General features: G+C 58.2%; 23 protein-coding genes. 7 read left to right on the plus strand and 16 right to left on the minus strand.

Annotated features, from left to right (window positions below; all coding sequences use genetic code 11):
• The 6 genes from G5253_RS04495 to G5253_RS04520 form a co-directional block, all read right to left on the minus strand.
• Positions 1–1,038 (minus strand): HlyD family secretion protein, encoded by a 1,038-nt coding sequence (locus tag G5253_RS04495; protein WP_075115488.1) that lies wholly within the window; start codon positions 1,036–1,038, stop codon positions 1–3.
• Positions 1,039–1,041: 3 nt separating this feature from the next.
• The gene (locus G5253_RS04500) at positions 1,042–1,380 is read right to left on the minus strand and encodes a DUF3302 domain-containing protein (protein WP_257124649.1); all 339 of its coding nucleotides are present in this window, start codon (positions 1,378–1,380) and stop codon (positions 1,042–1,044) included.
• Positions 1,381–1,603: 223 nt separating this feature from the next.
• Complete coding sequence (locus G5253_RS04505; protein WP_164537187.1) at positions 1,604–3,025, minus strand: carbon starvation protein A; 1,422 nt, start codon at positions 3,023–3,025, stop codon at positions 1,604–1,606.
• A 140-nt stretch (positions 3,026–3,165) separates the two neighbouring features.
• Positions 3,166–3,870: a two-component system response regulator BtsR gene (gene btsR / locus G5253_RS04510; RefSeq protein ID WP_019445442.1), complete on the minus strand. Its 705-nt coding sequence runs from the start codon at positions 3,868–3,870 to the stop codon at positions 3,166–3,168.
• Positions 3,867–5,537 carry a sensor histidine kinase gene (locus G5253_RS04515; protein ID WP_266134417.1) on the minus strand — a complete coding sequence of 557 codons (1,671 nt, stop codon included), beginning with the start codon at positions 5,535–5,537 and terminating at the stop codon, positions 3,867–3,869. Before G5253_RS04515 ends, btsR begins: the two co-directional genes overlap by 4 nt.
• 353 nt (positions 5,538–5,890) lie before the next feature.
• On the minus strand, positions 5,891–7,126 hold the full coding sequence (locus G5253_RS04520; RefSeq protein WP_266134416.1) for an HD-GYP domain-containing protein: 1,236 nt from the start codon (positions 7,124–7,126) through the stop codon (positions 5,891–5,893).
• Positions 7,127–7,356: 230 nt separating this feature from the next.
• On the opposite strand from G5253_RS04520, the gene G5253_RS04525 reads away from it, so the two are divergent.
• Entirely contained in the window at positions 7,357–8,973 is a 1,617-nt protein-coding gene (locus tag G5253_RS04525) for a phosphoethanolamine transferase (RefSeq protein ID WP_266134415.1), read from the plus strand.
• A 71-nt stretch (positions 8,974–9,044) separates the two neighbouring features.
• Here the strand turns inward: G5253_RS04525 and nagC are convergent, their stop codons facing one another.
• Genes nagC through nagB form a run of 3 tightly spaced genes read right to left on the minus strand, consistent with a single transcriptional unit; the run spans position 9,045 to position 12,219 of the window.
• On the minus strand, positions 9,045–10,259 hold the full coding sequence (gene nagC / locus G5253_RS04530; RefSeq protein WP_005334312.1) for a DNA-binding transcriptional regulator NagC: 1,215 nt from the start codon (positions 10,257–10,259) through the stop codon (positions 9,045–9,047).
• Positions 10,260–10,263: 4 nt separating this feature from the next.
• Complete coding sequence (nagA, locus tag G5253_RS04535; protein ID WP_128816550.1) at positions 10,264–11,409, minus strand: N-acetylglucosamine-6-phosphate deacetylase; 1,146 nt, start codon at positions 11,407–11,409, stop codon at positions 10,264–10,266.
• Between the two features lie 9 nt (positions 11,410–11,418).
• Positions 11,419–12,219 carry a glucosamine-6-phosphate deaminase gene (gene nagB / locus G5253_RS04540; protein ID WP_266134414.1) on the minus strand — a complete coding sequence of 267 codons (801 nt, stop codon included), beginning with the start codon at positions 12,217–12,219 and terminating at the stop codon, positions 11,419–11,421.
• Positions 12,220–12,492: 273 nt separating this feature from the next.
• Between nagB and nagE the strand changes: the two genes are divergently transcribed.
• The 3 genes from nagE (at position 12,493) to glnS (ending at position 18,775) form a co-directional block, all read left to right on the plus strand.
• Complete coding sequence (nagE, locus tag G5253_RS04545) at positions 12,493–13,971, plus strand: N-acetylglucosamine-specific PTS transporter subunit IIBC (RefSeq protein ID WP_266134413.1); 1,479 nt, start codon at positions 12,493–12,495, stop codon at positions 13,969–13,971.
• A 121-nt stretch (positions 13,972–14,092) separates the two neighbouring features.
• Positions 14,093–16,756: a beta-N-acetylhexosaminidase gene (locus G5253_RS04550; RefSeq protein WP_043818486.1), complete on the plus strand. Its 2,664-nt coding sequence runs from the start codon at positions 14,093–14,095 to the stop codon at positions 16,754–16,756.
• Positions 16,757–17,113: 357 nt separating this feature from the next.
• A complete protein-coding gene (glnS, locus tag G5253_RS04555; protein WP_005334302.1) occupies positions 17,114–18,775 on the plus strand; it encodes a glutamine--tRNA ligase in 1,662 nt (553 codons plus the stop codon).
• Between the two features lie 116 nt (positions 18,776–18,891).
• Here glnS and fur read toward each other — a convergent pair whose 3' ends face one another.
• Positions 18,892–19,320, minus strand: a complete 429-nt coding sequence (fur, locus tag G5253_RS04560; protein ID WP_005334301.1) for a ferric iron uptake transcriptional regulator — start codon at positions 19,318–19,320, stop codon at positions 18,892–18,894.
• Between the two features lie 241 nt (positions 19,321–19,561).
• Between fur and G5253_RS04565 the strand changes: the two genes are divergently transcribed.
• Complete coding sequence (locus tag G5253_RS04565; protein WP_005334300.1) at positions 19,562–20,035, plus strand: DUF4442 domain-containing protein; 474 nt, start codon at positions 19,562–19,564, stop codon at positions 20,033–20,035.
• 90 nt (positions 20,036–20,125) lie between these two features.
• Here the strand turns inward: G5253_RS04565 and fldA are convergent, their stop codons facing one another.
• The 4 genes from fldA to G5253_RS04585 are packed head-to-tail and all read right to left on the minus strand — an operon-like array spanning position 20,126 to position 22,066.
• Positions 20,126–20,650: a flavodoxin FldA gene (fldA, locus tag G5253_RS04570; protein WP_005334298.1), complete on the minus strand. Its 525-nt coding sequence runs from the start codon at positions 20,648–20,650 to the stop codon at positions 20,126–20,128.
• Positions 20,651–20,689: 39 nt separating this feature from the next.
• Entirely contained in the window at positions 20,690–20,986 is a 297-nt protein-coding gene (gene ybfE / locus G5253_RS04575; RefSeq protein WP_005334297.1) for a LexA regulated protein, read from the minus strand.
• A 20-nt stretch (positions 20,987–21,006) separates the two neighbouring features.
• A complete protein-coding gene (locus G5253_RS04580) occupies positions 21,007–21,228 on the minus strand; it encodes a DUF2788 domain-containing protein (RefSeq protein WP_005334296.1) in 222 nt (73 codons plus the stop codon).
• 55 nt (positions 21,229–21,283) lie between these two features.
• Positions 21,284–22,066, minus strand: coding sequence for an alpha/beta fold hydrolase (locus tag G5253_RS04585; RefSeq protein WP_266134412.1), 783 nt, complete (start codon positions 22,064–22,066; stop codon positions 21,284–21,286).
• 274 nt (positions 22,067–22,340) lie between these two features.
• Between G5253_RS04585 and seqA the strand changes: the two genes are divergently transcribed.
• Positions 22,341–22,850 carry a replication initiation negative regulator SeqA gene (gene seqA / locus G5253_RS04590; RefSeq protein ID WP_058056013.1) on the plus strand — a complete coding sequence of 170 codons (510 nt, stop codon included), beginning with the start codon at positions 22,341–22,343 and terminating at the stop codon, positions 22,848–22,850.
• Between the two features lie 58 nt (positions 22,851–22,908).
• Complete coding sequence (gene pgm / locus G5253_RS04595) at positions 22,909–24,558, plus strand: phosphoglucomutase (alpha-D-glucose-1,6-bisphosphate-dependent) (protein WP_021231101.1); 1,650 nt, start codon at positions 22,909–22,911, stop codon at positions 24,556–24,558.
• Between the two features lie 102 nt (positions 24,559–24,660).
• Here pgm and mltB read toward each other — a convergent pair whose 3' ends face one another.
• Positions 24,661–25,743: a lytic murein transglycosylase B gene (gene mltB, locus G5253_RS04600; protein WP_236768574.1), complete on the minus strand. Its 1,083-nt coding sequence runs from the start codon at positions 25,741–25,743 to the stop codon at positions 24,661–24,663.
• A 132-nt stretch (positions 25,744–25,875) separates the two neighbouring features.
• On the minus strand, positions 25,876–26,490 hold the full coding sequence (locus G5253_RS04605; RefSeq protein ID WP_266134411.1) for a CDP-alcohol phosphatidyltransferase family protein: 615 nt from the start codon (positions 26,488–26,490) through the stop codon (positions 25,876–25,878).
• Positions 26,491–26,499: the final 9 nt, after the last annotated feature.

Below are 26,499 nucleotides of genomic sequence, written 5' to 3' on the forward strand. Positions count from 1 at the left end.
TCAATGGAACGGGAAGATGTAGTTCATCCAGCTTGCCATGCGCAGCAGCACTTTGCGCATCACAGATACATGGTGGAAGTAGTGGGTATAGATGGCAGCCTGCCCGCTGGAGCCTGCAATTACCTGATACTTGGCCCACTCGGGGTCGGTGATGGAGATAACCACCGGCAGACGACCCGGGCGCACCGCAGTGGTTTGATCCAGCAGACCGGCGTTGGCCTGCACGTTACCGGCGGCAATGGCCGGAACCACGGCTGTCACCTTGCCTTTGAAGATCTTGCCGGGTACGCCATCGATCACCACTTCGGCCTCATCGCCCACCGCCAGTCTCTGCATGCTGTTCTGCCAGAACCAGCCGACGTAGGCGGTGTCATCCTTGTGGATGAAGGTCATCACCGGACGATACATGAAGGGGGTGGCGATCATGCCGGGGCGTAGGGCCAATTGCACCACATGACCATCGCTCGGGGCATAGACCACGGTTTGTGACTGCTGGTACTTGGCTTCCATCAGCTGGGCCTGCAGATCGTTCAGGGTGGCTTTCTGCTGGTCAATCTGGGCCACGATGTCGTCCACGTTGGCCTGGGTGACGTCGAGGTCGCGCTGCTTGCCCACGCCACGGCGCATCAGGTCGCTGGCGCGATCCCGATCCAGCCTGGCGGAGCGCAGTCTCGCCTCGATGGACTTGAGGTGTTCGCGGTTGGATTCGACCCGTGCGGTGAGGCTCTCCACTTTCAGGCGGAACGGCTCGTCATCGATGCGAAACAGCACATCCCCTTTTTTCACCGGCTGGTTGGCCTGTACCGGCACCTCAACCACCCGGCCCTTGACCAGCGGCACTATGGGGGTGGAGACGTAGTAGTTGCGCGCCATCTCGGAGTAGGGGTGGTTGTAGTTCATCAGCATGATCAGGGTGCCGATGAGCAGCACGCCGCCCAGTGCTGCGGTGGGGACGGTCCACTTGTTGAGCGGGATGCGGAAGATTTTGAATATGGCGACACACAGTGCCGTGTAGGTCAGGATCAGTAGCAGGTCCATGGTTTATCCCTGTTGCTCACTCTGTTCGATAGTGTTGATACGGCTCTTCAGATCCGCCAACTCCTGCTTGAGGGCCGCCAGCTCCTCTTCATCTTCTTGCAGCCGCTGGCTAAAGCCCCAGCCGCGATCCGGCCGATAGAGGGTTGCCCAGATCCAGAGGAAGGGCCACAGCACGTGCAGGGTAAACAGGCTGACCCAACCTGCCACATGAATGGCATCCTGATGAGGGTGATTCCGATGTTTGGCAATCTCGTAAGGAATATCGTGGATAACGATGACGCCATAAAAAATGACCAGCCCGACAAAGACGAGCAGACCAAGGGCAAAATAATCAAGGGCCATTTATAACCTCCACTGGCATGACGCACAGCTTAATCATGGGTTCCAACAAGCACTAAAGCAATTAAGAATCACACATTTATCGTCAGTTTGCCCGGAATCTTAAAGCTATTCGCTGTATTGAAGCTGAAGCCGTTCGACAGTTGTCTTATTAGTCTTTTTGTCATTAAAAAAGGCGCCATCAGGCGCCTTTTTTGTGCTGCTTTCGCAGCAATTTTTTGCTGCTTTACCCTTCGCTGGTACTGCTGACCAGCGGCTGGCGGAACTTCATCAGGAAGGCCACGGTAATGGCCGCCGTTGCCGTCAGGCCGATGATGGTGGAGGTCCCCATCTCCAGCCCGAACCCGATGGGGGCGTTGGCCAGATAGGTGATCACCACAGCGGTCATGAACATGGCGGGAATGGTGCATATCCAGTGCAGCTTGCCCTCTTTGATGAGGTAGGCAGCCGCAGCCCACAACATGATGACGGCGGTGGTCTGGTTGGCCCAGCCAAAGTAGCGCCAGATCACCCCGAATTCAGCCTTGGAGATGATGAAGCCAAGGATAAACATGGGGATGGCGATCAGCAGACGCTTGGCCAGCGGCTTCTGGGTCATCTTCAGGAAGTCCGCCACGATCAGGCGAGCACTGCGAAACGCGGTGTCACCGGAGGTGATGGGCAGGATCACCACGCCGAGGATGGCCAGAATGCCGCCGACTGTGCCGAGCAGGCTGGTGGAGACTTCGTGTACCACGGCTGCCGGGCCGCCGTTGGCCATGGTAGCGTTGAGCGCTTCGGTGCTGTCGTAGAAGGAGAGACCCAGGGTGCACCAGATAAGGGCGATGATCCCTTCACCGATCATTGCGCCGTAGAAGATGAAGCGGCCGGATTTTTCGTTCTGCATGCAGCGCGCCATCAGCGGTGACTGGGTGGCGTGGAAGCCCGATACCGCGCCACAGGCGATGGTGATGAACAGCAGCGGCCATAGCGGCAGCTCGGTCGGGTGCAGGTTGGAGAAGTCCATCCCGGTGTTGTAGAAGCCTTTGCCGGAGACGATCAGGCCAACGATGAGGCCGACCGACATAAACACCAGCAGGGCGCCGAAGATGGGGTAGAAGCGACCGATGATCTTGTCGATAGGGACTATGGTCGCGAGGATGTAGTAGGCAAAAATTGCCACAATCCAGTAGACCAGATCGGTGGAGGTGAGGTTGGCGAGCAGCCCTGCCGGACTCAGCACGAATACCACGCCCACCAGCATCAGCAGTACCACGGCAAACAGGTTCATGAAGTGCTTGGCAGCGGTGCCCAGATGTTCACCGACCACGGTTGGCACCGAGGCCCCCTTGGCGCGCACCGACAGCATGCCAGAGAAGTAGTCATGTACCGCACCGGCGAAGATGCAGCCAAAGACGATCCAGAGCATGGCGACCGGGCCGTAGAGGGCACCCAGGATGGGGCCGAAGATTGGGCCGACACCTGCGATGTTGAGCAGTTGAACCAGATAGACTTTCTTGTCCGACATGGGGACATAGTCCACCCCGTCAGCCATGGTGATGGCGGGGGTTTTCAGCTCGGGTTTCGGGCTGAATATCCGTTCGATGAATTTGCCGTATATGAAGTAGCCGGCCACAAGTAAGCCGACACAGAGGAAGAACCAGATCATTGCTACGCTCCTGCATTGTTATTTTTTAGTGTGCAGCGCGAGTCTAAAACGGTTGCGCCTGACTGGCAGGTGAAACTCCCCGAGCGGCGCTTTGGCGTGCCGAGCGGTTGGCGGCTGTGATCCGGCGCACACTCCGCGGTTCAGTCCAGCCCCAGCTGATCTTTGAGCTCCTTGAGATAGCGACGACTGACCGGCACCCGGGCGCCGCTCGGGGTGACAATCTCTGCAAGCTGGTTATCCAGCAACCGGATCTCGAAGATGGCGTTGGGGGAGACCAGATACTGGCGGTGGCAGCGCAGCAGCGGGCTCTTTTCTTCCAGCGATTTGAGGGTGAGCTGGGTGTGGAACAGCTCGCCCTGACAGGCCACATGGACCCCGCCCAGATCGGAGAAGGCATACTCCACCTGCGCGATGGGCAGCAGCCTGACCCGATTGTGCAGATAGCCCGGAATATGTTCGATAGTCGGGGCCAGCCGATCTATGGGCTGCGGGGAGATATCCTGCTTGAGGCGAGCGAGGGTCTTGGCGAGCCGAGCGGGCTCCACCGGTTTGAGCAGGTAGTCGAAGGCGTTCTCTTCAAATGCCTGAATGGCATATTCGTCAAAGGCGGTGACAAAGACAATGCGGGGCAGGGGGTCGAGCATGGCGACCAGCTCCATGCCGCTCAGCTTGGGCATCTGGATATCGAGGAACACCACGTCGGGCTTGAGGCGCTGAATAAGCGGCAGCGCCTCGATGGCGTTGGCCGCTTCCCCCACGATCTCGATGGCAGGATCGCAGGCCAGCTGTTGCCTCAGCTCTTCGCGGGCGTAGTGTTCGTCATCGACTATCAGGGTGCGGATCATGGTTGCTCCTTGGGGATGGTGAACGAGACCTGGGTCCACTGCTCAGGCTCGCAGGCAATAGTCACGCCATAGCGCTCGCCAAAGGCGCTTTTCAGCCGCCGATCGACAATGGTCATGCCCAGACCGTCGCCAGCGGGATGTGCTTGCCAGGTGCCTGCATTATCTTCCACATGGATGGTGACGCTGGCGGGTTGCTCATCGGTCCAGAGGCGAATGCGCCCCTGCTCCAGCAGGGTCGAGATGCCGTGCTTGATGGCATTCTCGATCAACGGTTGCAGGGTGAAGCTGGGCAGTCGCAGTGTGGCCAGATGGGGCGGGATCTCGTTTATCACCGTCAGTCGATCACCAAAGCGGGCCAGCTCGATCTCCAGATAGGATTGGCAGTGCTCCTGCTCCTCCTGCAGAGTCGCAAGGCCGCTCTGGCGTTTGAGGTTCTTGCGAAAGAACAGCGACAGATGCAGCAGCAGATCCCGCGCCTTGTCCGGATCGCGCCGGGTGATGGCACTGATGGTGTTGAGGGTGTTGAACAGAAAGTGGGGGTTGATCTGGGCCTGGATCAGCTTGAGTTCGGACTGCACCAGCAGCCGCTGATGCTGCTCCAGCCGACCGGCCAGCAACTGCTGTGACAGCAGGTTGGCAATCCCTTCCCCCAGGGTGTGGTTGATCTTGAGAAACAGCCGCTTCTTCGGTTCGTAGAGCTTGATGGTGCCGATCACCCCCTTGTCCCCCTGCAGCGGGATCACCAACACAGAGCCCAGCTGGCAGGCGGGTGAGAGACTGCAGCGATAGGGCTGGCTGTTGCCATCGGCAAACAATACCTTGTTGCGGGCGATGGCCTGCATGGTGATGGCTGACGCGATAGGGGTGCCCGGCAGATGATGATCTTCGCCGGTGCCGATAAAGGCGAGGATCTGCTCGGTGTCCGTGATGGCGACCGCCCCCACGCCGGTCTCCTCCTGAATGATGCGGGCAATCTTGTTGCTCGCCTCCGGGGTAAAGCCCTGACTCATGATCCCCACTGTACGGTTGGCGATATTGAGCGCCTTGGCGGAGAAGACCCTGGAGAACTTCTCATACATCCGCTGCTGGTCGCGGATCATGCTGATAAAGAGCGCCGCGCCACAGGAGTTGGCCAGAATCATCGGGGTGGCGATGGTGCGTACCAACAGCAGGGATTTGTCGAACGGGGTCGCCACCAGCAGGATGATGACCATCTGCATGATCTCGGCATAGAGAGTGGTAAAGAAGGCGATGCGTGGTTCAAACAGGGCATCCGTTCGCCCCGAGCGCATCAGTCGCCAGTGCACTATGCCCCCGAGCAACCCCTCGCAGGTGGTGGAGATGGCGCAGGCGAGATCGGTAAATCCCCCCAGCGTATAGCGGTGCAGACCGCCGGTCAGCCCCACCAGAAAGCCTACCAGCGGTCCCCCTAATAATCCCCCCAAGACGGCGCCGACCGCCCGGGTGTTGGCGATGGCATCGTCGATATCGAGGCCTACATAGGTTCCGAGGATGCAAAAACATGAAAATATTATGTATATCAGTATCTTGTGAGGAAGCCTCACTGAATAGTTGGCAAGCGGGCGAAGCAGCGGGCTTTTCGAGAAGAGATAGGCGATCACCAGGCTGACGCTCATCTGCTGTAACAAAGAGAGAACCAACTGCATAAAAAACGCGCCTCATCAGCCAGCCTAAAAAACAACCAGCCCGTGAATAAGTGTGATCAGGATCTTGTTCTGTTGGCCCAACTGGGCGCAACGGGCCGTCAGTTTGCCAGAAAAACTGGATAAAACTACATTAAATCAGCATGTTAAATTGATATTTGTGTAAGAGGTGATGGATTGCTATTGATGAATGGAGCATGAATGTATCCGCCGGATACGCCACACGGAGGTGGCATGCTCCGCCCGGCCCCTTGGCTGGGCGTTTTTTATACATGGTCAGTTGGCAACCTTCTGATGGGGGTTTGAGCAATTATTCCGGTTTGTCCAATGAGTTATCCCCAGCTTCTGGGGATAACTCAGAATGCAAAGTAGTAACAGAAGCGGCGGGTCAGATTGAAGAACTGCCGCTGTCCCTCATCCAGCTCCTCCTGTTTGATAAAGGCACTGATGGTGCGTTCATCTTCCCGCAGATCGATCATGGCGACCGCTTCCGGCCGCTGGGCCTTGATATAGGGCAGGATCTTCGGCTTGAGGGGCATGGTGGGTTCGGTAGATAGCACCAGCGCAATGCTCTCGTCGGAGAGTTTCACCAGGGAGCCCGGTGGGTAGACCCCCAGCACCTTGACCAGCAACTTGACCAGATTCTGGTCGAACTTCTTCTGGGATAACTTGTAGAGCTGGCTGATGGCCTGACTCGGTGCCGCCGGCGTGCCACTGTTGCGGGGATGAAGCAGCTCGTCGTAGAAGTCGACCAGTCCGATCAGCCGCGCCAGCGGCGGGATCTCCCCCCCCTTGATCCCCAGCGGATAACCGCTGCCGTCGAGCCGTTCGTGGTGCAGATGGGCTACCTGACGAATTTTGGGCTCAAAGGCATTGAGTTGGTTCAGCATGTCAAATCCGTACTGGGGATGCATCTTGAGGAAGTTCTGCTCGGCCTTGTTTAGCTCACCACGCTTTTGGGTGATCTGGCTGGGAATTTTCAGTTCACCTATGTCGTGGATAAGTCCCGCAAGGCCGGTCTCTTCCAGCTCGATGGGATTCATCCCCAATTCGCGGGCCATCAGCATGGCAATGAAAGCCACATTGAGACTGTGCTGCAGCAGGACATCGGTGTGGGGACTACGGATCAGGTGGAGCCCGAGGGGGCCCTCGTGCTGACTGAGGGTGAAGGCGGCATTGCGGACGATCTGGGCGGTGTTGGCCAGCCCTTCATCCGGTTTGAGGTTGAGCGCCCCGAGTGCATCGCGTAGCTCGCTGATGGATTGGCCAAAGGCCTTGTCGGCGGCGCGCATGGAGCGGCGAAAGGCTTTCTCGTCAAAGGGGGGCGGGCCCGAGGCAATCAGCTCTTCCAGTTCATCAAGATCAGGCCCGGCATCGGGGATATCGCCACGCAACAGTGGCTCGATAGGCAGATCGCTCTTGTCCGGATCCACCATCATCAGGCTCAGATCAAGGTGGCGGATGATATCCAGCTGCTGCTGATCTTTGATTTTGAAGGCATTGAACATAAACGGGTGGTTGGTCCATCCGGTGGGGAGATGGATATAGTGGCCTACCCGCAACTGTTCTATGGAGGCTTGGATCAGTGCCATCGGTTAACCTGCATTTCTGGAATGCCTACTCAACAAGCTAGCAAAATCCGATGGATAGACAACTAAAAATCCATTTCGGGGCAGCGGAGCACCCCGTGCTGTGATGGGGCGCACGAGCGCCGTGCTTCTCCTCTTAATTCGCGCTTAAGTTTTACTTCCTACGCTGGCCCCGTCGTTTTTGTTGGCTTGGCCGGCCCGCTGCACTGCAGGCCGGTATGTAGGAGTTGTTTATGCGTGTAACTCTCGGTGTACTGCAAACCAATCTGTTGCTGGTGCTCTTTTTCGCCCTGGTACTGAACTGGCCAATCTTTTTGCATTTCTATACGGTGCTCAGCGCCCTGACCCATGTCAAAGCCGGATTTGCCATCTCGATCCCGCTGGTGCTGATCGCGGCGCTCAATGCCGTGTTTATTCCCTTCACGTTCCGGTTTGTGCTCAAGCCCTTTTTTACTGTGCTCATTCTGACTGGCTCCATCGTCAGTTACGCCATGCTCAAATACGGCGTCATCTTCGATGCCGGCATGATCCAGAACATAGTGGAGACCAACAGTGGTGAGGCGTGGGCCTATTTGAATGGCTCGGTTGCGCTCTGGTTTCTGCTGACCGGGCTGCTGCCTGTTCTGGTGCTCTGGTCACTGCGGATCCGCTATCCGGCTCGCTGGTATCAGGGGGTGGCGTTGCGGGCATGTGTATTGGCTATCTCTCTGCTGTTTATCGGGGGCGTCGCGGCACTTTACTATCAGGATTACGCCTCGGTCGGGCGCAACAACAAGTCGCTGGCCAAAGAGATTGTGCCTGCCAACTATGTGCACGGCCTCTACAAATATGGGCGGGATGTGCTGTTTGCCACACCGATCCCCTACCAGCAGTTGGGGACCGATGCCAGGGTGGTGGCACGGGGAAGCAAGCCGACTTTGATGTTCCTGGTGGTGGGGGAGACGGCACGCAGCCAGAACTACTCCCTTAACGGGTATGGCAAGGCAACCAACAGCTTTACGGCAAAAGAGCAGGGGGTGGTGTCGTTCAGGGATGTGCGCTCCTGCGGCACGGCCACCGCCGTCTCGGTGCCCTGCATGTTCTCCAACCTCACGCGCCGCGGCTACGATGACCAGCTTGCCAGCTCCCGTGACGGCCTGCTCGATGTGCTGCAACATGCTGGAGTCTCGGTGTTGTGGAAAGAGAACGATGGCGGTTGCAAAGGGGTGTGCCGCAATGTGCCGACCATCGAGATCCTCCCCAAATCCTATCCTGCGCTCTGTCAGGGGGAGTCCTGCTATGACGAGGTGCTGCTGGAGGGGCTGGATCAGCAGATTGCCGGCATGAAGGGCAACAAGCTGGTGGCCTTTCACCTGATGGGCAGCCATGGCCCGACCTATTTCCGTCGTTACCCTGCCAGCGAGCGCGTCTTTATGCCGGATTGCCCGCGCAGCGACATCGAAAACTGCAGCAACGAAGAGCTGGTCAACACTTATGACAACACCATCCGCTACACCGACAAGGTGGTGGGGCTGCTGATAGACAAGCTCAAGTCGCTGGAGAGCCAGTACGATGTGGGGCTGGTCTATCTCTCCGATCACGGTGAATCCCTTGGGGCTATGGGGCTCTATCTGCACGGCACGCCCTACAAGTTTGCGCCGGATGATCAGACCCGGGTGCCGCTGCTGACCTGGTTCTCGCCTCAGTTACAGGCCGATCGCCAGCTTGATATGGGTTGCCTGGCAGCGGAGGCGAGCAGTCAGCGTTTCTCCCACGATAATTTGTTCCACTCCATGCTGGGGATCATGGATGTGCAGACCAAGGTTTACGACGGGGCTCTGGATCTGTTCAAACCGTGCCGGGCGGGCTAAACCGCCAGCAAGCACACAATAGAAAACGGCAGCCAGTGGCTGCCGTTTTGTTATCTCGCAAGGTCAGTGCCTTACTTCTGCTCCATGATGATCTGCAGCAGATCTCCCTCCAGCAGGGCGCGCTTGACCAGCGCAAAGCCGCCATAGGTCGGCTGGTTCTGGAAGCGGGCTTTCACGATGGGCAGGCCACGGTGGAAGCTCGGCAGGGATTGATGCTCGACGCAGCGACGGATGGCCGGGAAGAGGATCTCTTCGGCGGCGGTGATTTCACCGGCGATCAGCACCTTCTGCGGGTTGAACAGGTTGACCGTGATGGCCACTGCCCGTCCCAGATGCTCACCCACGTTCTCGATGACGCTGCGGGCCAGTTCATCACCTGCCAGCGCCGCCTTGCACACCTCCTGAATGGTGATGTGCTTCTCCTGCAGCGCGCTCTGGTGGCCGCGGCTGATGAGCTCCTTCACCTTGTCGATGATCGCTTCGTTGGAGGCGATGGTTTCGAGGCAGCCGAAGTTGCCACAGTGGCAGCGCTTGCCGAGCGGCTCGACCTGAATATGGCCGATCTCGCCGACGTTGCGGTTCTGACCGAGGAACACCTGACCCTTGGTGATGATCCCGGAGCCCGTCCCCTGATGGACACTCACCAGAATGGAGTCCATGCAGTCGCGGGACTCGCCGAAGAAGTGTTCGGCCAGTGCCAGAGAGCGGGTGTCGTTGCCCACGTAGCAGGGGAGGTTGAAGTGGTTCTCAAGCAGCTTCGCCAGCCCCAGATTGCGGATCTGGTACTTGGGGGTGTAGATGACCATGCCGGATTCCGGGTTGACCAGACCCGGCATGGTCAGCGCGATGCTGATGAGGTTGCGACAACGTTCGCGGTTGGCATCGATAAAGGCGCCAATCTCCCGCAGCAGCATGTCGACCACGGGTTGCTGGTCGATCTCGGTCACCTGAATGACGTGCTGGTCGAGCTCCTTGCCATCGAGGTCATAGAGACTCAGTTGCAGATAGCCGCGGCCCAGCTTGGCAGAGACAAACTGAAAGCGATGTTTGATGGTGGTCAGGGAGATGGCACGCCGCCCGCCGGTTGAGGCTTGCGGAGAGGTCTCCTTGATCAGGCCATGCTCGATCAGTTGCCGGGTTATTTTGGTCACGCTGGCCGGGGCCAGCTGACTCAACTCGGCAATCTTGACCCGGGAGATGGGGCCTTGCAGGTCGATGAGCCGATACACGGCTGCACTGTTGACCTGCTTGATAAGATCTACGTTTGCTATTTGTCCGCCAGTCATGATGTCACTGTTGTGTGTAGTGTCCGTTAACCACGGTCCCACGGACCGTGAAGTCCTGATCGAAGACAGTGAGGTTGGCTACTTTACCGACCTGGATACTACCGAGACGTGAGTCCCATCCAATGGCGCGAGCGGGGTAGAGGCTGGCCATTCTCAGTGCTTCATCGAGCGGTAATCCGACCTGCTTGACCAGATTTTCCACCCCCTCAATCATGGTGAGGGAGGAACCGCCGAGTGTACCATTCTCGTCGACACACTGACCATCGCGTAAAAAGACGGTGGTGCCACAAAAATCAAATTTCTCAAAGCCTTCCGGTGCACCCGCTGCTGCGGTGGCATCGGTGACCAGCACCAGCCTTTCCCCCAGCGCCTTGTGAGCCAGACGCACGTTGGCCCAGTGCACATGGTGGCCATCGACGATGATGCCCGCGTAGACATCTTTGCGATCGTAGATGGCGCCCACGACGCCCGGCTCGCGACCATTGAGGGTCGGAGTCATGGCGTTGTAGAGGTGGGTCGCAAAGCGAATACCGTTATCGAACCCGGCCATCGCCTGATCGTAACTGGCGGCAGTGTGACCGGCCGAGACCAGAATGCCCGCTTCCACCAGACGGCGGATATGGGCCGGCTCGTTGCGCTCCGGAGCCAGGGTGATTTTGGTGATGGCATCCGCGTTGGCGCAGAAGAAGTCGATCATCTCGTCCGCTGGCTGGCGAATTTGCGCGGCAGGGTGGATCCCCTTGCGCTTGAGGTTGGTGTAAGGCCCTTCCAGATGGACGCCCAGCACCTCGTTGGGGTGTGCCGCCATGTAGTCACGGGTCACCGCAACGGCCTGCTTCATGTCGGCATCCGGACTGGTGATCAGGGTCGGCAGGAAGCTGGTGGTACCGGATTTGAGGTTGGCCGCCTGCATGGTCGCCAGGGTCTCGACCGTAATGTCAGTGTTGAACATCACCCCGCCACAGCCGTTGAGCTGCACATCGATAAAACCGGCGGTCAGGTTGGCGCCTTTGAGATCAATCAGCTCGATGCCTGCAGGCAGTTCGGCCAGGTGAGAGATGGCGACAATCTTGTCGCCCTCGATAAGCACCCCGTAGCCGGTCAGCACGCAGCTGCCGGTGTAGAGGGTGCAGTTGGTCAATGCGTACATGACGACTCCTTACAGACGGCCGATGTTGGCGGCTTCCAGCTGCTGGAAGTAGCGAACGGTCTTGACCTTGAGCTCCATGGTGGAGGGCTCGTCGCACACCATCATTCCCTTCGGATGCAGTTGCAGGGTGGAGATGGTCCACATGTGGTTGACGCTGCCTTCCACGGCGGCCTGCAGGGCCAGTGCCTTGCTGTGACCGGTGACCAGGATCATGATCTCTTCCGCATCCATCAGGGTGCCGACACCCACGGTCAGGGCCAGTTTGGGCACCTGCTCCATGTCGCCACCGAAGAAGCGGGAGTTGGCGATGCGGGTGTCTTCGGTCAGGGTCTTGACCCGGGTGCGGGAGGAGAGGGAAGAAGCTGGCTCGTTGAATGCGATGTGGCCGTCATTACCCACGCCACCCATGAACAGGTGGATCTTGCCGTAGGACTTGATCTTGTCTTCGTAGCGCTTGCACTCGGCCACCAGATCCTCGGCATTGCCGTTGAGGATGTTGATGTTCTCGGGACGAATGTCGATGTGGCTGAAGAAGTTGTTGTGCATGAAGCTGTGGTAGCTCTCCGGGTGATCTTCCGGCAGGCCGACGTACTCGTCCATGTTGAAGGTGACCACATTCTGGAAGCTCACTTCACCGGCTTTGTGCAACTCGATCAGGCGCTTGTAGGTGTTGAGCGGGGTGCCACCGGTGGGCAGGCCCAGTACGAAAGGGCGATCGCTGGTCGGCTTGAACGCGTTGATGCGGTCAACGATGTAACGAGCAGACCACAGGCCTACTTGGCTGGCAGATTTCAACGGGATCAGGCGCATATGGGATACCTCTGTGTCGGGTTGCGACCGGTTTGGCGGTGGCAATTGGCTAAGACGGATTCAAGTTGTTTTATAGCGTAAATAAAGATTGCGAACTAAGCCACATCTATCCACCACCTTTATCTTGTTTGGGTGATAACGATCACGATTATTGGTTTATTAATTTGCGCAGCGAAATAAAAGCCCTAGACTGCCAATCAAGCCTTGATGGCTTATGCGTCAAACGTGATAAGCACTTAATTTCTAGAAAAACATTAACTAAGGAGAGGAACCGTGAACATTCTCGGTTATTTGCAAAAGATCGGCCGTGCCCTGATGGTGCCGGTAGCGGTATTGCCTGCCGCAGCGATCCTGATGGGGGTTGGCTACTGGATTGACCCGAATGGTTGGGGTGGTGACAGCGCGCTGGCTGCCTTCCTGATTAAAGCGGGCGCAGCCATTATCGATAACATGTCCGTACTGTTCGCAGTCGGTGTTGCCTACGGTATGTCCAAGGATAAAGACGGTTCTGCTGCGCTGGCAGGTCTGGTCGGCTTCCTGGTCGTTACCACCCTGCTGAGCCCGGGCGCTGTGGCCCAGATCAAGAGCATCCCGGTGGAGCAGGTTCCTGCCGCGTTTGCCAAGATCAGCAACCAGTTCGTGGGTATCCTGTGTGGTGTTATCGCCGCTGAGCTGTACAACCGCTTCAGCAGCGTCGAGCTGCACAAGGCACTCTCCTTCTTCTCCGGTCGTCGTCTGGTACCGATCGTAACCTCCGTGGTGATGATCGTCGTATCTTTCATCCTGATGGCCGTATGGCCGGCAATCTACGGTGGTCTGGTCTCCTTCGGTGAGTCCATCGTGAGCCTGGGCTCTACCGGTGCCGGTATCTACGCCTTCTTCAACCGTCTGCTGATCCCGATCGGTCTGCACCACGCCCTGAACTCCGTGTTCTGGTTCAACGTGGCCGGTATCAACGACATCCCGAACTTCCTGGGTGGTCAGGCTACCATCGATGCCGCTCTGGCCGCTGGCAAGAGCCTGGAGCAGGTGAAAGGCGTGGTCGGTATGTACCAGGCTGGCTTCTTCCCCATCATGATGTTTGGTCTGCCGGGTGCCGCTCTGGCCATCTACCACTCCGCCAAGAAAGAGAACAAAGAGAAAGTTGCTTCCATCATGATCGCAGCTGCCTTTGCCTCCTTCTTCACCGGTGTGACCGAGCCGCTCGAGTTCTCCTTCATGTTCGTGGCGCCGGTACTGTATGTCATCCACGCCGTACTGACCGGTATCTCCGTGTTCATCGCTGCCTCCATGCAGTGGATGGCCGGTTTCGGTTTCAGTGCCGGTCTGGTGGATATGGTGCTCTCCAGCCGTAACCCGCTGGCGACCAACTGGTACATGCTGATCCCTCAGGGTCTGGTCTTCTTCGGCCTCTACTACACCGTGTTCCGCGTAGTGATTGCCAAGCTGAACCTGAAAACCCCGGGTCGTGAAGATGATGAAGAGAGTGCTCCGGCTGCCGCTCAATCTACCAACCGTACCGAGCTGGCCAAGCAATACCTGGAAGTGCTGGGTGGGCAAGATAACCTGGTCTCCATCGATGCCTGCATCACCCGTCTGCGTCTGACTCTGAAAGACCGCAGCATCGTCGATGAGCGCAAGCTGAAAGCCCTGGGTGCGGCCGGTGTGGTCAAACTCGGTGAGCAGAACCTGCAGGTGATTCTGGGCCCATTGGCCGAAATCATCGCCGGTGAGATGAAAGCCCTGCGTTAATCGAGCGACTCGCTCACCTCAAGTCTAAGTCCATTGTTGACATAACTAAGGGCCCCGCTCAGGGGCCCCATATAAAAAAGCCAAGAAAATCCAACCTTTACTTCAAATGAGAGCAGCAGTTATGAACTTGAAACATTCTCTGTTAGCCATTGCCATGTCTACCGTTTTTGTCAGCCAGGTCCAGGCAGCCGATGCCGCCAAGCAGGCTGTGGTCGACTCCCTCGCCAACAATCTGGTGGTCAAGTATGAAGTGGTCACCAACGACGGTGCCGGTGCCGGCCTCGATTGCCAGGCGCTGGGTTCCGAGTGGGCGAGCTGTGGCGTTGCCAAGCTGCACCTGACCAATACCGGTGCGGACGTGACCTCCAAAGACTGGAGCATCTACGTCTCCTCCATCCGTCGTATCCAGCGTGTGGATAACGACCAGTTCACCATCACTCACCTGACCGGCGATCTCTATCGTTTGACGCCAACCGAGAAGTTCCAGGGCTTTGCCAAGGATGCCACGGTCGAAGTGCCGCTGGTGGTGGAATACTGGGTACTGTTCGAATCTGACATCATGCCGAACTGGTATGTCGCCAGCGAAGGTGCCGAGCCGAAAGTACTGGCCAGCATGAGCAACATCAATGATGCCAGCACCTACGAGAAGCCGATGCCGGCTGATGGCTGGAAGCGCACCAAGGATGACAAGAACATCCTGATGAACAGCGAGACCCGTTTCGCGGCCAACCAGACCAGCACCCTGCTGCCGGCTGGCAAGATTGACAACCAGATCCTGCCGACCCCGATGAAGCAGGTAGTCAAAGCTGGCCCGCAGGTTGACTTCTCTACCATCAAACTCAATGCCCTGGATCTGCCGAGCGATCGCGCCGAGGCCCTGAAGGCTCAACTGACCAAGCTGGGTGTTACCCTCTCCGACACCGGCTACCCGGTGACCATCAAGCTCGGCAGCAAGCTCAAGCAGGCTGAAGGCTATGACATGACCATCGGTCAGAAGGGCACCGTGATCCAGGGTCGCGACATCGACGGGGCATTCTGGGGTGCACAATCCCTGATCTCCCTGCTGGGTGTTGATGACAAGCTGGTGAGCCCGATGACCGTCGAGGATGCGCCGCGCTTTGAATACCGTGGCATGCAGACCGACGTGGCCCGTCACTTCCGCAGTCTGGATACCATGAAGAAGCTGGTTGACCAGATGTCTGCCATGAAGCTCAACGTGCTGCACCTTGGCCTGACCAACGATGAAGGCTGGCGTCTGGAGATCCCGGGTCTGCCGGAGCTGACCCAGGTCGGTAGCCAGCGTTGCCACGACGAGTCCGAAACCAAGTGCCTGATGCCGCAACTGGGTTCCGGCCCGACCAGCGACAACCAGGGTTCCGGTTTCTACAGCAAGTCTGACTACGTGGATCTGGTGCGTTATGCCAAGGCCCGCGGTGTGACCGTGATCCCCGAGATCAACATGCCGGCTCACGCCCGTGCTGCCGTGGTCTCCATGGAAGCGCGCTACAAGCGTCTGATGGCGGAAGGCAAAGAAGCGGAAGCCAACCAGTTCCGTCTGACTGATCCGGCTGACACCTCCAACGTCACCTCCGTCCAGTTCTACGACAAGATGTCCTTCATCAACCCTTGCCAGCCGGGTGCTGCCACCTTCGTGGCCAAGGTAATGGATGAAGTTGCCCAGATGCACCAGGCCGCCGGTCAGCCGCTGACCGCATGGCACTACGGTGGTGATGAGGCGAAGAACATCATGCAGGGCGGTGGCTATCAGGATCCGGCCGTCACCAAGAAAGAAGAGCTGGTCGCCTGGAAAGGCAACGTCGACTCCAGCAAGCAGGACAAGCCGTTTGGCAAGTCCCCGATGTGCCAGAAGATGATCGACGAAGGCAAGATCAAGGAAGTGGGCGAGCTGCCGGTTTACTTCGCCAAGGAAGTGGGCCAGATGGTCAAAGATCGCGGCTTCTCTACCCTGCAGGCGTGGGAAGATGGTCTGAAGTACGCCAGCGGTGCCAAGGACTTCGCCACCGACAACACCCGTGTCAACTTCTGGGAAACCCTCTACTGGGGTGGCTTCAACGAAGCGATGAAGTGGGCGCACAAGGGCTACGAAGTGGTGCTGTCCAACCCGGATTACCTCTACTTCGACTTCCCGAACGAAGTACACCCGGCTGAGCGTGGCTACTACTGGGCAACCCGTTTCAACGACACGCGCAAGGTGTTTGCCTTCGCCCCGGAAAACCTGCCGCAGAACGCCGAGACCTCGGTTGACCGCGATGGCAACGCCTTCGTGGCCAAGGGTGACCAGGATCCGGTCAAGTTCAAGGGGATCTCCGGTCAGCAGTGGAGTGAAACCGTGCGTACCGATGCTCAGTACGAGTACATGGTCTACCCGCGTATCTTCTCCGTGGCCGAGCGTGCCTGGCACAAAGGTGGCTTCGAGCTGAACTATGTGAAGGGTCGCGAGTTCTCCGGCGAGACCAAGTTCGTCAACAAGGCCACCCTCAACAAAGAGTGGAACCAGTTTGCCAACGTACTGGGTCAGCGCGTGCTGCCGAAACTGGATCAGGCCGGTGTTGAATACCGCCTCTCCGTACCGGGTGCCAAGGTAGTGAACGGTGTGCTGGAAGCGAACGTGGATCTGCCGGGTCTGCCCATCCAGTACAGCCTGGACGGTACCAACTGGAGTGCCTATGACGCCGCGGCCAAGCCGAGCGTGAATGGCAAGGTTTACCTGCGTACCACCAGCTTCGATGGCAAGCGCACCAGCCGCGTCACCGAACTGAACTGATAGCAGTCAACCGTTAACATGAGGTGGGTCGCAAGACCCGCCTTTCCCAAGGGCGATGGCGCATCGGGTTTGGGAAAGGTTGACTGTGCGTGTGAGCCTTTGTTGTGTGTAATTGTCTGTTTTGTGTTTTTCATCACTTTCAGCCCCGCCTCGTGCGGGGCTTTTTTATGCATTTGGGGTGCAATGTGCCAAGCCACGCCGTTTTTAGCGGTGCAATGGCCGGGAAATGGCCCGGAAGTGCCAAATTCAGGTTGAGACAGCGCCCGTAATAAGGGATCATACCCGGCTTGACGGCGGGGGGATGAAAGGGTGCCAGCCGGCACAACTTCCGCCAGTGACGCTTTTTTGAGGTGAGCCATGAGTCAGGCGAACAGCCCAACTAACTTTATTCGTCAGATCATTGATGAAGATCTGGCCAGCGGTAAGCACAGCAGCGTGCATACCCGTTTTCCGCCCGAGCCGAACGGTTATCTCCATATCGGCCACGCCAAGTCCATCTGCCTGAACTTCGGCATCGCCCGCGACTATCAGGGCCAGTGCAACCTGCGTTTCGATGACACCAACCCGGTGAAGGAAGATATCGAGTACGTAGAGTCCATCAAGCAGGACGTACAGTGGCTCGGCTTCCAGTGGAACGGCGAGATCTGCTACTCCTCCGACTATTTCGACAAGCTGCACGGCTACGCCATCGAGCTGATTGAAAAGGGTCTGGCCTATGTGGACGAGCTGACGCCCGAGCAGATGCGCGAGTACCGTGGCACCCTGACTGAAGCAGGCAAGAACAGCCCGTTCCGCGATCGCAGCGTGGAAGAGAACCTGGCGCTGTTTGCCAAGATGAAGAATGGCGAGTTCGCCGAAGGCACCGCCTGCCTGCGCGCCAAGATCGACATGGCATCCCCCTTCATGGTGATGCGTGATCCGGTTATCTACCGCATCAAGTTTGCCCACCACCACCAGACCGGTGACAAGTGGTGCATCTACCCGATGTATGACTTCACCCACTGCATCTCGGACGCGCTGGAAGGGATCACCCACTCCATCTGCACCCTGGAGTTCCAGGACAACCGTCGTCTGTACGACTGGGTGCTGGACAACATCACCATCGACTGCCACCCCCGTCAGTACGAGTTCTCTCGTCTGAACCTCGAATACACCGTCATGTCCAAGCGCAAGCTGAACCTGCTGGTGACCGAGAAGCACGTCGATGGTTGGGACGACCCGCGCATGCTGACCGTCTCCGGTCTGCGTCGTCGTGGTTACACCCCGGCCTCCATCCGCGAGTTCTGCAAGCGCATCGGTGTGACCAAGCAGGACAACATCGTCGAGATGAGCATGCTGGAAGCCTGCATCCGCGAAGACCTCAACGAGCATGCACCGCGCGCCATGGCCGTGCTGCACCCGGTGAAAGTGGTCATCGAGAACCTGGCTGCCGACGAAGTGCTGACTGCCCCGGCCCACCCGAGCAACGCCGAGATGGGCACCCGCGAGCTGAATTTCACCCGTGAAATCTTCATCGACGAAGCGGACTTCAAAGAAGAGGCGAACAAGCAGTTCAAGCGTCTGGTGCTGGGCAAGGAAGTGCGTCTGCGCAACGCCTATGTGATCAAGGCCGAGCGCATCGAGAAAGATGCCGATGGCAAGGTCACCTGCATCTACTGCTCCTACGACCCCGAGACCCTGGGCAAGGATCCGGCCGATGGCCGCAAGGTGAAAGGGGTGATCCACTGGGTCAGCGCCACTCACTCCCTGCCAGCGGAAGTGCGTCTCTACGATCGTCTGTTCAAGGTGCCGAACCCGGGCGCCGAGGATGACTTTGAAGCTGCGCTGAACCCGGAATCCCTGGTGATCATCGAGGGTGCCCGTGTCGAGGCATCCCTGAAGAACGCCAAGCCGGAGCAAGCTTACCAGTTCGAGCGTGAAGGTTATTTCTGCGCCGACAACAAGCTCTCCAGCCCGGAGCATCTGGTGTTCAACCGCACCGTTGCCCTGCGCGACTCCTGGGGCAAGGTAGAAGGCTAAGCCGATGGGGTAGGGGAAACCCTGCCCTGTGTGCTGCCAGCGGCCTGCGCCGGACAATAAAAAAGCCAGCTGATGCTGGCTTTTTTATTGTCCGTTATCTGCAAGTCGCAGGCGAATTATTCGTCGTGCTTGCACTCACCGGTAGCACAGTGACCGTAGAGGTAGAGGCTGTGGTTGGTGAGACGGATATTGAATTTCTTGGCGATCTCGCGCTGGCGCTGTTCGATAACTTCGTCGGAGAACTCGATCACCTTGCCGCAGTCGAGGCAAACCAGGTGGTCGTGGTGCTCCTGAGTGGCCAGCTCGAATACCGACTTGCCACCTTCGAAGTGGTGACGGGTAACGATACCGGCATCATCAAACTGGTTGAGAACGCGATAGACGGTAGCGAGACCAATCTCTTCACCCAGGTCGATCAGTCGTTTATAGAGATCTTCGGCGCTGGTGTGCTGGCAATCCGGCTGTTGCAGGATTTCCAGGATTTTGACCCGGGGCAAGGTGATCTTGAGCCCGGCCTTTTTTAACGCTTGGTTGTTGTCTGCCATATTCTACTTATTCGCATTCTCGAAGGTGGGGTTATTCTGATGGACTGCCGCAGGAATGGCAACCTTGAACTCGCTTGGCCTGTCATTATAGGTCGTAGCCTCCCTAAAAATAAACCCAGCAATTCAAGGGGTTTAGTCATAAATGGCCGGTTGGATTGAAATAATCAATCGTGTCGTCCGACTTGCTGGCATGGCAGATGTTGATAAGATGTAACTTTCATATTCTGGTCGGATGAGATCCATGGATTGGCTTTTTGACAATGCGGCCTGGGTGCGCCGCGCACTCAACGCCTGGCCCCCTTTCTGGGGTGCCGGTATCAAGATAGAGACCCTGAGCGATGACTTTCGCTACTGCCGGGTGACCCTCAAATCCCGTTGGTGGAACAAGAATGCCAACCGCACCCAGTTTGGCGGCAGCATGTTTGCCATGACGGACCCCATCTATCCGCTGATGCTGATGGGCTACTTCAAGAATCGCTACTACGTCTGGGACAAGGCGGGCAGCATCAACTACATCAAGCCGGGCAAGGGCAAGCTGGTGGCCGAGTTCAACCTGACCGAGGGAAAGCTGGCCGAAATCGTGGCGGCGACCGAAGGTGGCAACAAACACTTCCCAGAATTCGAGGTGACGGTGCAGGACAAGAGCGGCGAACTGGTGGCGCAGGTCAAGCGCACCCTCTATGTGCGAGCCAAACCGGAGCACAGAGGTGAATAACAGGGGAGAATGAAGGCAGGCATCGCCACTTGCAGATACAACAAGGGCCCCGTCGGGGCCCTTGTTGTCAGAGATATGAGGGGAAGCGGATTACTCCAGCTCGCCCAGGCACATCTCTTCGTGCAGTTGCTTGCACCAGCCCTTGACGCGCTCGGCGGTCAGCTCCGGCTGGCGATCTTCATCGATACCCAGACCGACAAAGTGCTTGTCATCAACCAGGGCCTTGGAGGCTTCGAACTCGTAGCCGGCAGTCGGCCAGTGACCGATGATGATGGCGCCTTTGGCTTCGACGATGTCACGCAGGGTGCCCATGGCGTCGAGGAAGTACTCGGAATAGTCTTCCTGATCACCGCAACCGAAGATGGCGACCAGCTTGTTGGTGAAGTCGATTTCGCCCAGATCGGGGAAGAAGTCGTCCCAGTCGGCCTGGGCTTCGCCGTAGTACCAAGTCGGGATGCCGAACATCAGCAGATCAAAGCTCTCGATGTCGGCCTTGCTGCTCTTGGCGATGTCACGGACTTCAATCAGGTTTTTGCCCAGCTCTTTCTGGATCATCTTGGCGACAGCTTCGGTGTTACCGGTATCGCTGCCAAAAAACAGACCTACACTTGCCATAGTGTTTAGTTACCCGTATTTGGTGTTAATGCTCAACGCTCAGACTGCAATGTCCACCGCAAAGGCGGACTCAATCTGTTGTTTCAGGATAGATTGGATCAGCTCGGCTCGGCTGATGTTCTGTTGTAACGCAAGTTGGTTCAGGCGCTCCAGCAACTCGGCCTCCACCTTTAACTCTACCCGCTTCAGCCCATTTTCCCGATCGCGCTTAAGCTGGTTACGCTTGTTGATCTTGAGCTGGGTCTCGCGGGGGAGTGGATTGGTCTTTGGCCTGCCGGGGCGCTTCTCATTTGCGAACAGATCCAGTGTTGTTCGATCAGTTTGCTGTTTGGCCATACATCACAGATGAAAATAAGTTAGCCGAGTCCTGAGCCTTCCCAGCCCAGTTCGATCAGCCCCTTGGCGACAAAACCCGCACAACCCAGAAACAGTACCAACCAGACGATAAAACGACCGAAACGTGGCACGTTGCCGCGCTTGAGCACGTCCTGAATGGCCAGGCCAATCAATATGAAAATGGCCACAAAGAATAGCTTGAGGCCCAAACTTTCGATCAGGTCGATATGTTCACTTAGCATGGATTGCGCACACTCCTTATGACGGGCGCACTATATCACAAAGGATTTGAAACTGTTAACCGCCTGTCGACAGGAAATCCACAACCAATTTGTTGAACAGAGCCGGTTTTTCCGCATGCAGCCAGTGGCCGGTACCCGCGATGACACGCACCTTTGCCGCCGGGAATTGGGCTAGTGCCGTCTCGCTGTATTGGGGCTGCATATAGTCAGAATCCCCGCCTTTGATAAAGAGCACAGGCCCCTCGAAGCGATGCTCATCCTCTGGCCAGCCCATGATGTTGGCGTAGTTTTGCTCAAGGGCGGGCACATTGAAGCGCCAACTCCAGCCATATTCACCTTTGGCGAAGGATTTGAGCAGGAACTGGCGTACCCCGGCGATCTCGATATGCTGCGCCAGCATGGCTTCCGCTTCACTGCGGCTTTGCGGCGGCGTGCGCAGCGTGGCGTTGAGTCCGGCAAAGACATTCTGGTGGCGGGAGTGGGGATAGGCGACCGGCGCCATGTCGGCCACCACCAGCTTGGTCACCCGCTCTGGCGCCAGCTTGGCGACCTGCATCCCTACCTTGCCACCCATCGAGTGGCCAATCAGGGTCGCTTCGGCAATATCCAGCCGCTCCATCAGGGTCAGGATGTCGGCCGCTTGCACCGGGTAGCTCATCTCGTCCGAGTGAAAGGAGGCACCGTGGTTGCGCAGATCGACGCTGATGACCCGGTACTGTTCGCAGAGGGCACGGGCCAGCAGGCCGAGGTTGTCGAGGCTGCCAAACAGGCCGTGGATCAGAATGACCGCCGGGCCCTGACCCTGCTCCTTGAAGTTCAATATGCTGTTTTGTTGCAAAATGACACCTTGTCGGTCGTGGGTGCGTATCGCTGTTTTATTTAACGCACTGGAAAGAAAAGGATTTCGTCCAATGGATTGGGATTTTATGTGGTTTTTTTTCTAAAAAATCCCGTCCGGATCGGCTATCAGTGCGGCTGATCACACACTTGGCCCGCTATTATGCCGTATTCTCGACGAGATTCATGTACATCTGCCAGCCCCTTGCTTGGGCTGTCGGGTTTGCCTATGTATAATCGCCGCATCCGAATTTCGACGAGTCCAGCGCATCCCTATGAAAACCATCGAGCTTGATGACGATCTCTACTTCTATATCGCCAGCCAGACCCGGCACATTGGTGAGAGTGCCTCCGATATCCTGCGCCGTCTGCTGGAACAGCCTGCTCACCAAGGTGTGCCGGTTGCCGAGCCCGTTGCCGTCGCGCAGCCCAGTGCGGTAGCCACCCAACAAGGGCTGCAAGCCCTGCTCGATTCCGGTGAGCTGCAAAAGGAAGAGAAGTCCATCAACCGCTTCATGCAGGTGCTCAGTACCCTCTACCGGGACGATCCGGTCGGGTTTACCCAAGCCACCGAAATCAAGGGGCGCAAGCGCGTCTATTTCTCGCAGGATCCCGAGGCTCTGCGTGCCAGTGGCAGCACCACCAAGCCCAAGCCGGTACCGGAGACCCCGTTCTGGGTGATCACCAACACCAACACCAGCCGCAAGCAGAACATGGTGGCCCAGCTGATGGCCAGCATGGGCTATGGCGAAGAGGTGATCGCGCAAGTGTGTGGCGCAATTTAACGATTCTTCAAGACTCAGGCCTTGCCCGGCAAGGCCGCCATTACGCAAGGAAAACGCCATGGCTCAGCATTCCCACGCCGGTCAGCCGGCCCGTTTAAGCGACCTGACCAATATTCCCCGTCTGGTCAGCGCCTACTACCTCAACAAGCCGGACATGAGCCGCCCCGAGCAGCGGGTGGCCTTCGGTACCTCCGGCCACCGCGGCAGCGCCCTGCACAGTGCCTTTACCGAATCCCATATTCTGGCGGTGACTCAGGCCTTGGTGGAGTATCGCCAGCAGGCCGGTATCACTGGCCCGCTGTTTGTCGGCATGGATACTCACGCCCTGTCCGAATCCGCCTTTGCCAGCGCCGTCGAAGTGCTGGCCGCCAACGGCGTTGAAACCCGCATTCAGGCTGGCCTCGGCTTTACCCCGACCCCGGTCATCTCTCACGCCATCCTGCGCCACAATGCTGGCAAGCCTGCTGCTCGTGCTGACGGCGTGGTGATCACCCCGTCCCACAACCCGCCGGAGGATGGTGGCTTCAAGTACAACCCGCCCCACGGTGGCCCTGCCGAAGGGGAGATCACCAAGTGGGTGGAGGACCGCGCCAACGCCATTCTGGAAGCGGGTCTGGCCGGCGTGAAACGGATGCCGTTCGCCGAGGCGCTCAAGAGCCCGTTTGTAGTCGAGCACGACTATGTCACCCCCTATGTGGATGATCTGAAGAACGTGCTGGATATGGATGCCATCAAGAACGCGGGCATCAAGATCGGTGTCGATCCGCTGGGTGGCTCCGGCGTTGCCTACTGGGACGTCATCGCCAAGACCTATGGCCTGAATATCGAGGTGGTGAACTACAAGGTCGACCCGACCTTCTCCTTCATGACCCTGGATAAAGATGGCAAGATCCGGATGGACTGCTCCAGCCCGTTCGCCATGGCGAGCCTGATTGCCCTTAAAGACAAGTTCGACATCGCCCTTGGCAACGACCCTGACTACGATCGCCACGGTATCGTCACCAAGTCCGGCCTGATGAACCCGAACCACTATCTGGCGGTGGCGATCCAGTATCTGTTTACCCATCGCACTGGCTGGTCTGCCGATGCAGCCGTCGGCAAGACGCTGGTCTCCTCGTCCATGATCGACCGGGTTGCCGGCGAGATTGGCCGCACTCTGAAAGAGGTGCCGGTCGGCTTCAAGTGGTTCGTGGATGGCCTCTACAGCGGCGAGTTCGGCTTTGGCGGCGAGGAGAGCGCTGGCGCCTCCTTCCTGCGCAAAGACGGCACCGTCTGGACCACCGACAAGGATGGTTTCATTCTGGCGCTGCTGGCGGCGGAAATTCTGGCTGTCACCGGCAAGGATCCGCAGGCTCACTACGACGCACTGGAAGCCAAGTTTGGCCGCTCCAGCTATCGCCGTATCGACGCCCCGGCCAACAGTGCCCAGAAAGCGGTGCTCTCCAAGCTGGATCCGGCACTGGTAGAAGCCTCCACCCTGGCGGGTGAGCCCATCATCGCCAAGCTGACCAAGGCACCGGGCAACGATGCCGCCATCGGCGGTCTCAAGGTAGTGACCGAGAACGGCTGGTTCGCGGCGCGCCCCTCCGGTACCGAATCTATCTACAAGATCTATATGGAGAGCTTCAAGGGCGACGCGCACCTCGACCTCATCCAGCAGGAGGCCCAGCAGATCGTCTCTGCTGCGCTGGCCAAGGCAGGCGTCTAAATCAGGTAGCCATCCTTGAGCCCCTGATGAGGTGGAACGTTGGATATAACAAAGGAGCCATGATGGCTCCTTTTTCATTGTCTGTTTTATGCCAGCGAGTTATCAGCGCGCCGCCTTCACCGCCAGCCCCAGCTGCCACACCGCCATGGCGTAGTGGGTGCTGTGGTTGTAGCGGGTGATGGTGTAGAAGTTGGGCAGGCCGTACCAGTATTGGTAGCCGGTGCCGACATCGAGGCGCAGCAGGCTCGACTCGCTGTGGTTGCCAAGGCTGCTGGTGGGGGTGAGCCCTGCGCGGCGCAGGGTAGCGACCGGGTAGCGGGTCTGGAAGCCATGCTCATAGCCGGGCAGTTGGCCCTGACCGCGCACCGCAACCGGTTGGCCTTTCTCCCAGCCGTGGGCCTTGAAGTAGTTGGCGACGCTGCCGATGGCATCTACCGGATCCCACAGGTTGGTGTGGCCGTTGCCATCAAAGTCCACCGCATAGCGCTGGAAGCTGGAGGGCATAAACTGGCCGTAGCCCATAGCGCCCGCATAGGAGCCCTTGGGTTCGGTGGGATCCATCCCCTCGTCGCGGGTCATCACCAGGAAGGCTTCCAGCTCGCTCGTGAAGAACTCGGCGCGGCGCGGATAATCAAATGCCAGAGTGGCCAGCGCATCCAGAATGCGGGTCTTGCCCATCACCCGGCCCCAGCGGGTCTCCACCCCGATAATGCCGACGATGATCTCCGGCGGCACCCCGTAGATCTGCTCCGCCCGGTTCAGCTCGCTTGCGTATTCACGCCAGAAGTTGACGCCGTTCTGTACGTTGTCTGGGGTGATGAACTTGGCGCGATAGCGGTTCCAGGCGCCGGTCGGGCCGGTGGGCTTGGCGGTAGTCGGCGCCTGGGCATCCATCAGGCGGATGATCCAGTCGTAACGCTCTGCCTGTGCCAGCACCTGATGCAGCTGGGCGTTGTCAAAACCGTGCTTCTCGACCATTTTCTGGACGAACCGATCCACGTTGGGGCGATTGGCGAAGTCCCCCTTGCTAACCCCTTGTGTATAAACGGGTTTGCTCGATGGCGCTTGATTGATAAAGGCGCTCTTGGGCTGGGGGACGACCACGGGCTTTGGCGCGGGGGCGCTGCTGCAGCCACCGAGCAGGGGGAATAACGACAGAGTGAGAAGAGAGGCAAGGCGACGCATAGGGTTCTCAAAGAGACTGATAAAAGTGTCGTCATGGTAAAACATTGCCATCCCCGTGCAAGTGTTCCGTGCGCCTTGTTTGCCGCCAATTCATCGTGCGATGGATTAGCCCTTCTGTGAGGGCTGTGCTGGTTAGCGCTCGGGGGGACGCAGGGTGTGGTAACCGCTCCAGAGCCGGGTCAGGGTGGTGATGGCGCAGAGCAGGGCAAAGCCGTAGGCGAGCGTGGCGAACGCGGCGGGCCACAGGCACATCAGCACAAAGAAGGCTATGGTCTCGCTCCCCTCGGTGAGGCCACCCAGATAGTAGAGGGACTTGTGGTGGTAGACCGGATTGTCGATCCCCCGCTTGCCCGCCATGATGGCAAACGCCAGAAAGCTCGAGCCGGTACCCATAAAGGCAAACAGCAGAGTGGCGGCGGGCAGCGCATTGGCAGGGGCGGCGAGGGCAAAGCCCAGCACCACAGCGGCGTAGAAAATAAAGTCGAGCGTGATGTCGAGAAAGCCGCCGCAGTCGGTGATGCCGGTTTCCCGCGCCACGGCGCCGTCCAGCCCGTCCAACAAACGGTTAAGAAGGATCGCTGCAAGCGCCCATTGATAGCAGCCAAAGGCCAGCAGCGGCAACGCCAGCATGCCGATGGCAAAGCCGGTGAGGCTTATCTGGTTGGCGCTGATCCCGGCGCGGCAGAGCGGTTTGGCAAGCTGGGTGAGGGGGCTGCGGATCACGGGGATCAGATGGCGATCAAACAAGGTGAACAC

Source organism: Aeromonas sp. 602658 (assembly GCF_049173005.1).
Taxonomy (GTDB): Bacteria; Pseudomonadota; Gammaproteobacteria; order Enterobacterales; family Aeromonadaceae; genus Aeromonas; species Aeromonas veronii_A.

What these genes read in the sequence shown, in the direction of transcription:
- glnS (WP_005334302.1), top strand. Translation starts at nt 17,114, where the DNA reads ATGAGTCAGGCGAACAGCCCAACTAACTTTATTCGTCAGATCATTGAT.
- ybfE (WP_005334297.1), bottom strand. Translation starts at nt 20,986, where the DNA reads ATGGCCAAACAGCAAACTGATCGAACAACACTGGATCTGTTCGCAAAT.
- nagB (WP_266134414.1), bottom strand. Translation starts at nt 12,219, where the DNA reads ATGCGCCTGATCCCGTTGAAATCTGCCAGCCAAGTAGGCCTGTGGTCT.
- nagC (WP_005334312.1), bottom strand. Translation starts at nt 10,259, where the DNA reads ATGACTGGCGGACAAATAGCAAACGTAGATCTTATCAAGCAGGTCAAC.
- G5253_RS04515 (WP_266134417.1), bottom strand. Translation starts at nt 5,537, where the DNA reads ATGCAGTTGGTTCTCTCTTTGTTACAGCAGATGAGCGTCAGCCTGGTG.
- G5253_RS04580 (WP_005334296.1), bottom strand. Translation starts at nt 21,228, where the DNA reads ATGCTAAGTGAACATATCGACCTGATCGAAAGTTTGGGCCTCAAGCTA.
- seqA (WP_058056013.1), top strand. Translation starts at nt 22,341, where the DNA reads ATGAAAACCATCGAGCTTGATGACGATCTCTACTTCTATATCGCCAGC.
- G5253_RS04525 (WP_266134415.1), top strand. Translation starts at nt 7,357, where the DNA reads ATGCGTGTAACTCTCGGTGTACTGCAAACCAATCTGTTGCTGGTGCTC.
- nagA (WP_128816550.1), bottom strand. Translation starts at nt 11,409, where the DNA reads ATGTACGCATTGACCAACTGCACCCTCTACACCGGCAGCTGCGTGCTG.
- G5253_RS04495 (WP_075115488.1), bottom strand. Translation starts at nt 1,038, where the DNA reads ATGGACCTGCTACTGATCCTGACCTACACGGCACTGTGTGTCGCCATA.
- pgm (WP_021231101.1), top strand. Translation starts at nt 22,909, where the DNA reads ATGGCTCAGCATTCCCACGCCGGTCAGCCGGCCCGTTTAAGCGACCTG.
- G5253_RS04500 (WP_257124649.1), bottom strand. Translation starts at nt 1,380, where the DNA reads ATGGCCCTTGATTATTTTGCCCTTGGTCTGCTCGTCTTTGTCGGGCTG.
- fur (WP_005334301.1), bottom strand. Translation starts at nt 19,320, where the DNA reads ATGGCAGACAACAACCAAGCGTTAAAAAAGGCCGGGCTCAAGATCACC.
- G5253_RS04505 (WP_164537187.1), bottom strand. Translation starts at nt 3,025, where the DNA reads ATGATCTGGTTCTTCCTCTGTGTCGGCTTACTTGTGGCCGGCTACTTC.
- G5253_RS04550 (WP_043818486.1), top strand. Translation starts at nt 14,093, where the DNA reads ATGAACTTGAAACATTCTCTGTTAGCCATTGCCATGTCTACCGTTTTT.
- G5253_RS04565 (WP_005334300.1), top strand. Translation starts at nt 19,562, where the DNA reads ATGGATTGGCTTTTTGACAATGCGGCCTGGGTGCGCCGCGCACTCAAC.
- G5253_RS04520 (WP_266134416.1), bottom strand. Translation starts at nt 7,126, where the DNA reads ATGGCACTGATCCAAGCCTCCATAGAACAGTTGCGGGTAGGCCACTAT.
- mltB (WP_236768574.1), bottom strand. Translation starts at nt 25,743, where the DNA reads ATGCGTCGCCTTGCCTCTCTTCTCACTCTGTCGTTATTCCCCCTGCTC.
- btsR (WP_019445442.1), bottom strand. Translation starts at nt 3,870, where the DNA reads ATGATCCGCACCCTGATAGTCGATGACGAACACTACGCCCGCGAAGAG.
- fldA (WP_005334298.1), bottom strand. Translation starts at nt 20,650, where the DNA reads ATGGCAAGTGTAGGTCTGTTTTTTGGCAGCGATACCGGTAACACCGAA.